This is a genomic window from Mycobacterium lehmannii (assembly GCF_001499925.1).
Lineage (GTDB): Bacteria > Actinomycetota > Actinomycetes > Mycobacteriales > Mycobacteriaceae > Mycobacterium > Mycobacterium lehmannii.
On the sequence record NZ_LQIR01000029.1, the window covers coordinates 23,178 to 35,652 of the forward strand.

Sequence of the window (12,475 nt, forward strand, 5' to 3'; positions counted from 1 at the left end):
CGCGCCCCCAAGAAGAGGCCCAAGAAAATCAGGCCGATCGAATGAACGACCAGATCACCGGCTGGGCAAGGTCACCACGAAGCGGGTGTCACCGGGGGCGCTGACCACCTCGATGGTGCCGCGGTGGGCCTTGACGACGGCGGCCACGATCGCCAACCCGAGGCCGGTCCCCCCGTCGCGACGAGACCGTGACGAGTCGCCGCGAGCGAATCTCTCGAAAATCTCTGGCTGCAGCCACACGGGGATGCCGGGGCCGTCGTCGGCGACGGTCAGCACCGCTGTCCCGTCGCCGACAACGCGCAAAGACGTCGTCACCGACGTGCCGGGCGGAGTATGGGTGCGCGCGTTGGCGAGCAGGTTCGCCAGCACCTGGTGCAGGCGCGCCTGATCGCCGACCACGACGACGGGCTCCTCGGGCAGGTCGAGCTGCCATCGATGGTCCGGCCCGGCGACGTGGGCGTCGCCGACCGCGTCGAGGATCAACCGGGAAAGATCCACCGGCTCGCTCTGTAGCGGCCGCCCTGTGTCGAGCCTCGTCAGCAGCAACATGTCTTCGACCAGTTCGGTCATGCGCCGCGTCTCGGACTCCACCCGGTTCATCGCGTGGGCGACGTCATCGGGGACGTCATCGCGTTTGCGTTGCGCCAGTTCGGTATAGCCGCGGATGGCGGCCAGCGGCGTGCGGAGCTCGTGGCTGGCATCCGCGACGAACTGGCGCACGCGTGTCTCGCTGGCGTGCCGCGCCGACAACGCCGACGCGATCCGGTCCAGCATCCGGTTCAACGCGGAGCCCAACTGCCCGACCTCGGTATGTTCGCCGGCCGGGTCGACTTTCACGATCGGCGTCGGTAGTCGCACTTCGCCGCGGTCGAGCTCGAGATCGGCGACCTGGCGTGCCGCATCGGAAACCCTTGCCAGCGGCGCGAGTTGGCGGCGGATGATCACGACGCCCGCCGTCGTTCCGCCGATCAACGCGGTCGCCCCGACCACGCAGAAGATGATCGCGACGGTGAACAACGTGTCGTCGACGTCGGAGGTGGGCAGCCCGATCACGATCGTGTCACCGCGTCGGGGCGAATGCATCGCCACCACTCGGTAACGGCCGAGCCCTTCGAGGTCGATGGTGGTCGGCGAGTCCGACGCCACGCGCGCGAGTTGTTGCGCTGCGGCCGTGCTGATCTGGCTGCGGGTGCCGTCTGCTTCGATCACGCCGGCGTCGACCGGGGTGGCGCCCGACACGACCGCGCCGACGGTGCGGGCGGCCTGCCCCGGCGCGTTGAGAAACGCGGGACCCGGACCGAGATCGTCTCGGATCATCATGCGATGACGAAAACCCGGCCGTGGAAATCCCGGCGGCCCCGGTGGCGGGCCGAACTCGAACAGGCCGGCCGAACGTCGAGCCGTCTCGGCCAAACGCTCATCGAGTTGGTTGACCAGAAAGTGTTGCAACGCAAGGACGGTCCCCATGCCGACCGCCGCACACACCAATGCAAGCAACACGATCTGGGAAGCGAGCAGCCGCGCGCGCAACGACCACGTCCGCGGCCAGCGGATCCGCGACGGCCCGTCAGCGCGCGGGCTTGAGGACATACCCGGCACCGCGCAGGGTGTGGATCATCGGTGCTCGCCCGTTGTCGATCTTCTTTCTCAGGTACGAGACGTACAACTCGACGACGTTCGAGCGGCCGCCGAAGTCGTAACTCCATACGCGATCAAGGATCTGCGCCTTGCTCAGCACGCGTTTTGGATTGCGCATCATGAACCGCAGCAGCTCGAATTCGGTCGCGGTCAACGTGATCAACTCACCGCCGCGCGACACCTCGTGGCTGTCCTCGTCGAGCACCAGGTCGCCGACGACGATCTTTGCACCGTCCGGTTCTGTGGCCACACCGGTGCGCCTCAGCAGCCCGCGTAGGCGCAGGACCACTTCCTCGATGCTGAACGGTTTGGTGACGTAATCGTCGCCGCCTGCGGTCAACCCGGCGATGCGATCCTCCACCGAGTCCTTGGCGGTCAACAGCAGCAGCGGTAACCCGGGAATCTGCTCGCGCAGTCTGCGCAGCACGTCGAGGCCGCTCATATCCGGCAGCATCACGTCGAGCACCACGACGTCGGGCGGGACCTGGCGGGCCGAGGCGATGGCCGAAGCCCCGTCAGGGGCGGTCGTGATGTCCCAGCCCTCGTAGCGCAAGGCCATCGACATCAGCTCGGCGAGTACCGGTTCGTCGTCAACAACCAGTACGTGGATCGGTGTGCCGTCGGCGCGGCGCATGACGACTCGGCCTGAGTTCTGCTCGCTCACGCCGGGGGTCGCCACGGCTCCATTATCGCGGCCGCCAAGAGGGGCGGCTGTGCGCTTGCTATGCGGCGGCTGTGAAACCGCCGGTTCGGTTAGCCGGTCGGCGCCGGTTCGGCGGTCACCGGCGGCGTGGCCACCGACGTCGTGGGGGTTTCGGGAGCCTTGCTGTCGGTGACCGTCTCGCCGGTCGTGATCTCCGACGTCGTCACCGGTCCCGGGGTCACGGGTGGTTCGTCGTCCTGGGCGGCCGTGGTGGAGGCGACCGAGAAGGCCCCCATCGCGAGCAGGGCGCTGGTCCCGACCGCTGCCGAGAACAACTTGACCTGTTTCGTGTTCACTTCGATCTCCGTTTGGTCCGGTGGGCGCGATCGGTGTCGCGGCCCGTCTAACAGCGCAAACAGGGCTTCGTCGTCGAACCCTTGCGTGGTGGATAGCCGAACGGAAGCCCGACGAAACGAGACGAAACGAACAGTTGGCGCTACTTGGCGGCTGCCTCCTCGGACGGCAGCGGCGCCGGCCCCCTGAGGGCCGGCTTCGCGATTCCCACATTCGGAGTCGTGGCCGGCGTGGAGTGTCTGCTGGTCGCACCGACCGTCATGGCCGGAGCAGCGGTTGCGGGGGCGCTGGCCGGGTGTTCGGCGAGCAGCCCGAGCGCGGCCATCGCCACGAGCGCACAGGTGCCGATCACCGCCGCGACTGCCCGCATTCCGCTAGCGGGTCGCACGCTGTGACGTGTCATCGAAGTTCTCCGTTCGTGGTTGCCCAGTCGCTCCGGCGGCGCGGCCACCGGTGAATTTGCAGATGCTTCCGACTGAATCAGGGCTGTCTGGACGCCCCCTGCACCCTCGGTGAGAGTTCGCCAAGATGGCCAGCTCGGCGCGCTGCGACGGCCCGCAAAACGGCCATCGCGGCAGTCATCTCTTAACCTGAGCGCATGCAGCCGACCGACGGACGCTCCGCATGACGCGGTTCTTGGCGCGCCGACTGCTCAATTACGTCGTGCTGCTGGCACTGGCGTCGTTCCTGGTCTTCCTGCTCGCATCGTGGCAGTTCGATCCCCTCGACAGCCTGGAGAGCCGCAACCCGCGGCCGCCACAGAGCGTCATCGATGCCAAACGCGTCGAACTCAACCTCGACAAGCCGGTGCTCGAGCAGTACGCCCACTGGGTATCGGGCGCAATCCGCGGCGACTTCGGTATGACGATCGGCGGGCAGCCGGTGACCGACGAGCTGTGGCGACGGGTGGGTGTCAGCCTCCGCCTGTTGCTGATCGGCTCGGTCGTCGGGACGGTGATCGGCGTGGCCGCCGGGGCGTGGGGCGCCATCAGGCAGTACCGGCTCAGCGACCGCGTCGTGACGGTGCTGTCGCTTCTGGTAATCAGCACGCCGACCTTCGTTCTGGCCAACCTCTTCATCCTGGCCGCGCTGGGCGTCAACAACGTGCTCGGCGTCCGGATCTTCGAATACACCGGCGAGACTTCGCCCTTCCCCATCGAGGGGGCGTGGAACCAGTTCGTCGACCGATTACAGCACCTGGTGCTGCCCAGCATGACGCTCGCCATCTCCTCGATCGCGATCTACAGCCGCTACCAACGCAACGCCATGCTCGACGTCCTGGGTCAGGACTTCATCCGCACCGCGCGGGCCAAGGGCCTGACGCGCCGGCGCGCGCTCGTCAGGCACGGCCTGCGCACCGCGCTGATCCCGATGGCGACGTTGTTCGCCTACAGCGTCGCGGGATTGGTGACCGGTGCGGTGTTCATCGAGAAGATCTTCGGCTGGTACGGCATCGGGGAATGGATCGTCACCGGCATCGGTAACCAGGACATCAACATCGTCGCGGCGATCACCGTGTTGTCCGGCGCAATGATCCTGTTGGCCGGCCTGCTCTCCGACGTGGTCTACGCCGCGCTCGATCCGAGGGTGCGGGCGTCATGACCGAACCCGCCACCACACAGAAGTCGACCACCGCGCAGTCCGGCGTCTCGGACGGCTTCGCGTCGCGACGAACGCTGGTGTTCCGCCGGTTCCTGCGCAACAAGCCGGCCGTGATCTCCCTGGTGCTGTTGGTGGTCATGTTCATCGGGTGCTACGCATTGCCGCCCCTTTTGCCCTACAGCTACAACGACCTCGACTACTTCGCGTTGCAGCAGCCGCCCAGCCCCGAGCACTGGTTCGGCACCAACGCGCTGGGACAGGACCTCTTCGCCCAGACGCTGCGCGGGATGCAGAAGTCGATGCTGATCGGTGTCTGCGTCGCGTTCATCTCGACGATCATCGCGGCGACTGTCGGCACGATCTCCGGGTACTTCGCCGACTGGCGAGACCCCGCCCTGATGTGGCTGGTCGACTTGATGCTGGTGGTTCCGAGCTTCCTGCTGATCTCAATCGTGGTGCAGCGCACCAAAGGTGACATCATCTGGATGATCGTGCTGCTGTCGTTGTTCAGCTGGATGATCAGCTCCCGGATCGTCCGTGGCATGACGATGAGCCTTCGCGACCGCGAATTCGTCGCGGCCGCACGCTATATGGGTGTCAGCAACTGGCGGATCATCATCCGCCACATCCTGCCCAACGTCGCGTCGATCATCATCATCGACACGGCGCTCAACGTCGGTGTGGCCGTGCTGGCCGAAACAGGACTGAGCTTCCTGGGTTTCGGCATCCAGCCGCCCGATGTGTCGCTCGGTACGCTGATCGCCGACGGCACGAAGTCGGCGACGACGTTCCCGTGGCTGTTTCTGTTCCCCGGCGGTGTGCTGGTGCTGATCATCCTGTGCGCCAACCTCGTCGGCGACGGCCTGCGCGACGCGCTCGATCCGAGTGCCCGCCAACTTCGGAGACGCAAGCGATGAGCCTACTCGAGGTCCGCGACCTCACCGTCGAGTTCCCCACGGACTCGGTACCGGTGAAAGCGGTGCGCGGCATGAACTTCGACGTCGGCAAGGGCGAGGTCGTGGCGCTGGTCGGCGAATCCGGGGCGGGCAAATCGGCCAGCGCGATGGCCGTCGTCGGGCTGCTGCCCGAGTACGCCGAGGTGACGGGTTCCATCCGCCTGCACGGCGACGAGTTGATCGGCCTGTCCGACCAGCGGATGTCGGCGATCCGCGGCAAGGCCATCGGCACGGTTTTCCAGGACCCCATGTCGGCGCTCACCCCCGTCTACACCGTCGGCGACCAGATCGCCGAGGCGATCGGGATCCACCAGCGCGGCATCGGCCGGCAAGCCGCCAGGAAGCGCGCGGTCGAACTGCTCGAGCTGGTCGGCATCGCCCAGCCCGACCGACGAGCCAAGTCGTTCCCGCACGAGCTGTCCGGCGGTGAACGCCAACGGGTCGTGATCGCCATCGCCATCGCCAACGATCCCGACCTGATCATCTGCGACGAGCCGACGACCGCTCTGGACGTCACGGTGCAGGCGCAGATCCTCGAAGTGCTGAAGACCGCCCGCGATGTGACCGGCGCCGGCGTCCTGATCATCACCCACGACCTGGGGGTGGTCGCCGAATTCGCCGACCGCGCCCTGGTGATGTACGCGGGGCGTGCGGTCGAGGTGGCCGGCGTCGATGAGCTCTACCGCGACCGCCGCATGCCCTACACCGTCGGGCTGCTGGGCTCCGTGCCGCGCCTCGACGCCGCACAGGGCGCGCGCCTGATCCCCATCCCGGGGGCACCTCCGTCGATGGCCGCGCTGCCGCCCGGGTGCCCGTTCGCCCCACGCTGTCCGCTTGCGATCGACGACTGCCGCGCCGCCGAACCCGAGCTGCTGCCGATGGACTCCGGATCGGGCCATTTCGCCGCGTGCATCCGCACCGAACACGTCGTCGGCCGCAGCGCCGCCGAGATCTACGGCGTGTCGACCGCCCCGCGCGACACACCGACTTCCGCCGAGCCGCCAGTGGTGCTGCGCGTCGATGATCTGGTCAAGACCTACAAGCTGACCAAGGGTGTGGTGTTTCGCCGCCAGGTCGGTGCGGTGCGCGCCGTCGACGGCATCAGCTTCGCACTGCACCAGGGCCGCACGCTGGGCATCGTCGGAGAGTCCGGATCGGGCAAGTCGACAACCCTGCACCAGATCCTGGCGCTGACCGCCCCGGAAGGCGGCTCCATCGAGGTGCTCGGCAGGGATGTGGCCTCACTCGACCGGCGGGCCCGCCGAGAGCTGCGAGGGAACCTGCAGGTGGTGTTCCAGGACCCGGTGGCCTCGTTGGACCCGCGGCTGCCGGTGTTCGAAGTGCTCGCCGAACCGTTGCAGGCCAACGGTTTCGACAAGCGCCAGCGCGACGAACGGATCGGCGAGCTGCTCGGCATCGTCGGGCTGCAACGTGAAGACGCCACCCGCTATCCGGCCGAGTTCTCCGGCGGGCAGAAGCAGCGCATCGGCATTGCGCGGGCGCTCGCGCTACAGCCGAAGATCCTCGCGCTCGACGAGCCGGTGTCGGCGCTGGACGTCTCGATCCAGGCCGGCATCATCAACCTGCTGTTGGATCTGCAGCAGCGGTTCGGGCTGTCCTATCTGTTCGTCTCCCACGACCTCTCGGTGGTGCGGCACCTGGCCCACCGGGTGGCGGTGATGTACAAGGGCACCGTGGTCGAACAGGGCGACGGTGACCAGGTGTTCACCGACCCACAGCACGACTACACGCGGCGGTTGCTGGCCGCGGTCCCGCGACCACAGGTGAATCGCCGCTAAAGTCGGACCGCATGAGGATGCGACGCTTTGCTGCGGCTTCGATCATCGCCGCGCTGACCCTGACCGCGTGCTCGGGAGGTTCCGAGGAAGCTCCCTCCGCCGGCGGCGAGGCGACAGTGGGAAACACCAACGACATCAACCCGCAGGACGTCGCCGACCTGCAGCAGGGCGGCAACCTGCGGCTGTCGATCAACGAGTTCCCGCCGAACTTCAACCCGCTGCACATCGACGGCAACACCGGTGACAACAACTCGCTGATGAAGCCGGCGATGCCGCGCGCGTTCCGGATCGGCCCCGACGGCTCGGCCACGGTGAACACCGACTACTTCACCGATGTGGAGCTGACGAGCACCGACCCGCAGGTCGTCACCTACACGATCAACCCGGAAGCGGTGTGGAGCGACGGCGCGCCGATCACCTGGGAGGACATCCAGTCCCAGATCAACGCCACGAGCGGCAAGGACGACCGGTTCGCGATCGCCGCGACCAACGGCAGCGACCGGGTCGAGAAGGTCGAGCGGGGCGTCGACGACCGCCAGGCCGTCATCACGTTCGCCGAGCCGTGGTCCGACTGGCGCGGGATGTTCGCAGGCACCAGCATGCTGGTGCCCAAGAGCTCGACGGAAAACCCGGAGGTCTTCAACAAGGGTCAGCTCAACGGCCCCGGACCGTCGGCGGGGCCGTTCATCGTCTCCAACCTCGACCGTGGTGCCAAACGAATCACGTTGACCCGCAACCCCAAATGGTGGGGTGAGCAGCCGCTGCTGGACAGCATCACGTTCCTGGTCCTCGACGACGCCGCACGCATCCCCGCGCTGCAGAACAACACGATCGACGCCACCGGTCTGGCCACGCTCGACGAGATGGAGATCGCTCGACGCACGCAGGGCGTGACCATCCGGCGGGCGCCCGGATTGGCCTGGTATCACTTCACGTTCAACGGCTCGCCGGGTTCGATTTTGGCCGACCCCGCGCTGCGACGCGCAATCGCCAAGGGCATCGACCGCAAGACCATCGCCGAAGTCACCCAGCGCGGCCTCGCCGACAACCCCGCACCGCTGAACAACCACATCTTCGTCGCGGGCCAGGAGGGTTATCAGGACAACAGCGGCGTCATCGCCTTCGACCCGGAGAAGGCCAAGCAGGAACTCGACGCGCTCGGTTGGCGGCTCAATGGCCAGTTCCGCGAGAAGGACGGCCGCCAGCTCGTGATCCGCGACGTGCTGTTCGACTCGCTCAGCACCCGGCAGTACGGACAGATCGCGCAGAACAACCTCGCCCAGATCGGCGTGAAACTGGAGTTGGACGTCCGCCCGGCCGCCGGCTTCTTCACCGACTACGTCACCGTCGGCAACTTCGACATCGCCCAATTCTCTTGGAGCGGCGATGCTTTCCCGCTCGCAAGTCTGACGCAGATCTACCGGACCGGAGCCGAAAGCAACTTCGGACAGATCGGCAGCCCGGAGATCGACGCGAAGATCGAGCAGACCGTCGGCGAACTGGATCCCGCCAAAGCCCGGGTGCTGGCCAACGAGCTGGACAAGATGCTGTTCGAAGAGGTGTTCAGCCTGCCGTTGACCCAGTCGCCTGGAAACATCGCGACGCGAAGCAATCTGGCGAACTTCGGTGCGTTCGGCCTGGCCGACGCCGACTACACGAAGATCGGCTTCATGAAGCCCTGACCCGGTCCGGTAGGACTTTCGTGGTCATCTTTGGGGCCTTTGGTCCTCTGGCTCCGCTAGAGCATCGCGGTGAGTGACACGCGGCCGTAGCGTTGAGTGCGGGAGATCTTATGACTGCATTCATGCGCAACTCGGACGCCTTCACCTGGGCGATGGAAACCGACCCGCGGCTGCGGTCGACGGTGGTGACGGTGATCATGCTCGAGCGGGTTCCGGATTGGGACGAGGTCCGGAACCGCTTCGACCGGATCAGTCGCATTCTGCCGATGTTCCGCCAGCGGGTGGCGCAGTCGCCGCCGCCGGCACCGCCGCGGTGGGAGCCTGCACCCGACTTCGACCTCGACTTCCATCTACGGCGAGTGACCGCGCCGGCGCCCGGCACGCTCCAGACGGTGCTGGAGATGGCGCGACTGGCACAGATGGCCGACTTCGACCGGGTCCGGCCGCTGTGGGAAGCCACCCTGATCGACGGCTTGGAAGATGGTGCGGCGGCCCTGCTGTGCCGCTTCCATCACGCGTTGACCGACGGCGTGGGCGGCGTCCAGATCGGGATGATCCTGTTCGACGTGGAGCAAAGCCCGAGCACCGTCGAGCCGCTGCCCGCGGAGCCGCAGGCGCACACGGCGTCGTGGTTCACGGGTTATGGAGACACGATCCGGTACAACGCCGGGCTGGCCGGCGCCGCCGTCAGCGCCGCGATCAAGTCGGCCCCCGGATGGCTGTTCGGCGGGATTCGCCGGCCCCAGCAGACTTTGACTTCCGCGGCGGCGACGGCGGCATCGATCTACCGGACCGTCCGGCCGGTGAACAGCACCGGCTCGCCCCTCATGACGCGACGCAGCCTCGTGCGCCACCTCGCCGTGCATGACGTTCCGCTGCATCGGCTGCGCGACGCGGCGCACCGCTGCGACGGCGCCCTCAACGATGCCTTCGTCGCCGGAGTCGCCGGCGGATTGCGCCGCTATCACGACAAGCACGGTGTCGGTATCGGCGATCTGCATCTGACCATGCCGATCAACCTGCGGACCACGACCGACGCGATGGGCGGCAACCACATCACGCTCATGCGATTCGACATCCCCGCGGGAGTGGCCGACCCGTCCGACCGGATCAGCGAAATACGCTGTCGCACAGACAAAGTGCGTCACGAACGCTCGTTGCCCTACACCCAGACAATCGCCGGGGCACTCAACCTCATGCCCCGCTGGTACATCGGGTCCATCCTGCGCCACGTCGACTTCGTCGCCAGCGATGTGCCGGGCATCCCAGTCCCGGTCTATCTCGGTGGGGCCCGCGTCGGCGCGCAGTACGCGTTCGGGCCCACGATCGGCGCAGCCGTCAACGTGACGTTGTTGACCTATGCGGGCACCTGTCATTTCGGCATCAACGTCGACACCGGCGCGATACCGGATTACGACCTCTTCCACGACTGCCTCGTCGAGGGATTCCAGGAGGTGCTGGCGTTGGCGGAGTGTTAGGTTCGCGCTGAGTCAAAGCAGTGCCCGCGATGGGCGGCGCCGGTAAAACAATGCCATGACAACGGCCGACCACCCGACCCCCATACTTCCCGGCACACCGGAATGGACCGAGCTGCTCGCCCGCATCGCCGCAGGCGCCAGCGACCGGGACCTCAACGACGAGAACCCCTTTGACGCGGTCGCCGCGCTCAAACACACGGGCTTCGGCACGCTTCGGCTCCCGGCCGAGGCAGGTGGTGCTGGATTCACTGTGCCCCAGCTGTTTTCCGCTGTGGTCGACGTTGCGCACGCCGACCCGATCGTCGCGCACATCTTCCGGACCCACTTCTGGTTCGTCGAGGAACGGCTGCGCACAGCCGATCAGCCGACGTCGCGGGCGTGGCTGGACAAGGTCGCCGCGGGCAAGGTCTTCGGCAACGCGTTCAGCGAGAAGGGCTCATTGGCCGTCGGCAGCCTGGTGTTCAAGACGCGTCTGCTGCCCGACCCCGCGAATCCGGGAAACTACCGACTGAATGGCGAGAAGTTCTACAGCACAGGGACATTGTTCTCTGACTACCTCACGGTGACGGCCACCACCGACCACGACTCGGTCGCCAACGTGGTGGTGCCCGCCGGCCGTGACGGAGTCCGCATCTTCGACGACTGGGACGGCTTCGGCCAGCGCCGCACCGGCACCGGCACCACCGTGTTGACCGATGTCGCCGTGGGAGCCGACGAGGTGCTCAGCGACACACCGTACGACGCCGCGCCTGAGCCGACGGTCCAGTACGCCTCGCTGCAGCTGTTCATCCATGCGGTGGTGGCGGGCATCCTCGAGTCGGTCGTCGACGACGGCGTCGCGCTGCTGCAGCGAACGTTTTCACGCACAAATCGCTGCTAAAGGAGCGCTTGTGGCGCGTCAACTACACCTGGGCGGTTTCCAGATCGCCTCACAGGTCACCCATTCGCATGCGGCGTGGCGCCATCCCGCCAGCGATACCGGGTTCACCACGCCGGAGTACTACCCACCGCATCGGCCGCATTCTCGAGCGCGGCAAGTTCGACTTCGTGTTCTTCGCCGATCTACTCGCCGCACCGATCCGCTTTGGTGACGACATCACCGAACCGTTGCGTCGCGGCACCCAGGCGACGGCGACGCTGGACCCGTCGATCGTCGCGGCCAGCATCGGCGCGGTGACTTCCAAGCTCGGCGTTGCGATCACCAAGTCCGCCACCTATTTTTCCCTACGAACTGGCGCGGATATTCGCCAGCCTCGACCACATCACCCGCGGCCGGGTGGCGTGGAACATCGTCACATCCCTGACGCAGAGCGAGGCGCAGAACTTCGGCCACGACGACCATCTCGACCACGAGTTGCGCTACGAGCGTGCCGACGAGTTCGTCCGCACTGCACTGGAGTTGTGGTCGAGCTGGGAGTCCGATGCGCTGGTGCTGGATAAGTCAGAGGGCGTCTTCGCCGACCCCTCGCGGGTTCGTGCCGTCGAATACGAGGGCCGCTTCTTCAAGACGCGCGGCCCGTTGAACGTTTCGCGCTCGCCGCAGGGCAGACCGGTACTGATTCAGGCCGGCTCGTCGAACACCGGAAGGGATTTCGCTGCGCGGTGGGCGGAGGCGATCTTCGAGATCGATCCCACACCGGAGGGCAGGCGGGCTTACTACGGCGACATCAAGTCGCGCGCTTCGGATTTCGGCCGCGACCCCGACAAGGTGCTGATCTTCCCGGCGTTCATCCCGTTCGTCGGGGAGACCGAGTCAATCGCCCGGGAGAAGCAGGAGTTCCACAACGAGTTGGCCGATCCGATCTCTGGGCTCATCACCCTGTCGGTGCACACCGACCACGACTTCTCGGACTACGACCTCGACGCTCCGGTGGAAGACGTGCAGGTGACCGGTACGCAGGGTCTGTTCGACACGGCGCGGCGAGTCGCCAACCGCGACAACCTGACCCTGCGCGATATCGGTAAGTGGTACGCCCAGGGTGTGCTGCTACCCCAATTCGTCGGTACCGCAGAGCAAGTCGCCGACCAGATCGAGGAATCATTCAATGCCGGCGAAGCCGACGGGTTCATGGTATCCGCGGCGCAGTCGCCGGGCACCTTCAACGACTTCGTCGACGCGGTGGTGCCGGAACTGCAGCGACGCGGGCTGTTTCGCACCGAGTACACCGGCGACACGCTGCGCGAGCACCTCGGGCTCGGCGATGCCACGTTCGCGCCGGCGCAGCGGCTGCAGTCGGTGAGCTAGTTGTTCTTCGCGGGCAGGTTGTGAACGTCGAGGCGTTCGATAGGTGACTTTCCCTTGATGCCGGTGTGGGGTCGGTGG

Annotated in this window: 9 protein-coding genes and 2 pseudogenes; 7 read left to right on the top strand and 4 right to left on the bottom strand. The window is 66.6% G+C overall.

All coding sequences use genetic code 11. The annotated features are described in order from the left end of the window. Positions 1-54 precede the first annotated feature (54 nt). The 4 genes from AU192_RS16205 to AU192_RS16220 all read right to left on the bottom strand — a co-directional run bounded on the left by AU192_RS16205 (position 55) and on the right by AU192_RS16220 (position 3,038). Positions 55-1,590, bottom strand: coding sequence for a sensor histidine kinase (locus AU192_RS16205; RefSeq protein ID WP_064397959.1), 1,536 nt, complete (start codon positions 1,588-1,590; stop codon positions 55-57). Beyond that, positions 1,568-2,272, bottom strand: a complete 705-nt coding sequence (locus AU192_RS16210; protein ID WP_064397940.1) for a response regulator transcription factor — start codon at positions 2,270-2,272, stop codon at positions 1,568-1,570. Before AU192_RS16210 ends, AU192_RS16205 begins: the two co-directional genes overlap by 23 nt. Positions 2,273-2,391: 119 nt before the next feature. After that, the gene (locus tag AU192_RS16215; RefSeq protein ID WP_064397941.1) at positions 2,392-2,637 is read right to left on the bottom strand and encodes a hypothetical protein; all 246 of its coding nucleotides are present in this window, start codon (positions 2,635-2,637) and stop codon (positions 2,392-2,394) included. Between the two features lie 140 nt (positions 2,638-2,777). Continuing rightward, entirely contained in the window at positions 2,778-3,038 is a 261-nt protein-coding gene (locus AU192_RS16220; protein WP_133148038.1) for a hypothetical protein, read from the bottom strand. Positions 3,039-3,259: 221 nt separating this feature from the next. On the opposite strand from AU192_RS16220, the gene AU192_RS16225 reads away from it, so the two are divergent. The 7 genes and pseudogenes from AU192_RS16225 to AU192_RS16255 all read left to right on the top strand — a co-directional run bounded on the left by AU192_RS16225 (position 3,260) and on the right by AU192_RS16255 (position 12,397). Next, the gene (locus tag AU192_RS16225) at positions 3,260-4,237 is read left to right on the top strand and encodes an ABC transporter permease (RefSeq protein ID WP_064397945.1); all 978 of its coding nucleotides are present in this window, start codon (positions 3,260-3,262) and stop codon (positions 4,235-4,237) included. Beyond that, positions 4,234-5,154 (top strand): ABC transporter permease, encoded by a 921-nt coding sequence (locus tag AU192_RS16230; protein ID WP_064397947.1) that lies wholly within the window; start codon positions 4,234-4,236, stop codon positions 5,152-5,154. Before AU192_RS16225 ends, AU192_RS16230 begins: the two co-directional genes overlap by 4 nt. After that, on the top strand, positions 5,151-6,992 hold the full coding sequence (locus AU192_RS16235; protein ID WP_064397949.1) for a dipeptide ABC transporter ATP-binding protein: 1,842 nt from the start codon (positions 5,151-5,153) through the stop codon (positions 6,990-6,992). The genes AU192_RS16230 and AU192_RS16235 overlap by 4 nt, the downstream gene beginning before the upstream one ends. A gap of 11 nt (positions 6,993-7,003) precedes the next feature. After that, entirely contained in the window at positions 7,004-8,674 is a 1,671-nt protein-coding gene (locus AU192_RS16240; protein WP_064397951.1) for an ABC transporter family substrate-binding protein, read from the top strand. Between the two features lie 110 nt (positions 8,675-8,784). After that, complete coding sequence (locus tag AU192_RS16245) at positions 8,785-10,152, top strand: wax ester/triacylglycerol synthase domain-containing protein (RefSeq protein WP_064397953.1); 1,368 nt, start codon at positions 8,785-8,787, stop codon at positions 10,150-10,152. A gap of 55 nt (positions 10,153-10,207) precedes the next feature. Beyond that, positions 10,208-11,014 (top strand): annotated as a pseudogene (locus AU192_RS16250) (acyl-CoA dehydrogenase family protein); the annotation flags it as partial. Positions 11,015-11,042: 28 nt separating this feature from the next. Next, a pseudogene (locus tag AU192_RS16255) lies at positions 11,043-12,397 on the top strand (LLM class flavin-dependent oxidoreductase). The last annotated feature ends 78 nt before the right edge of the window (positions 12,398-12,475 follow it).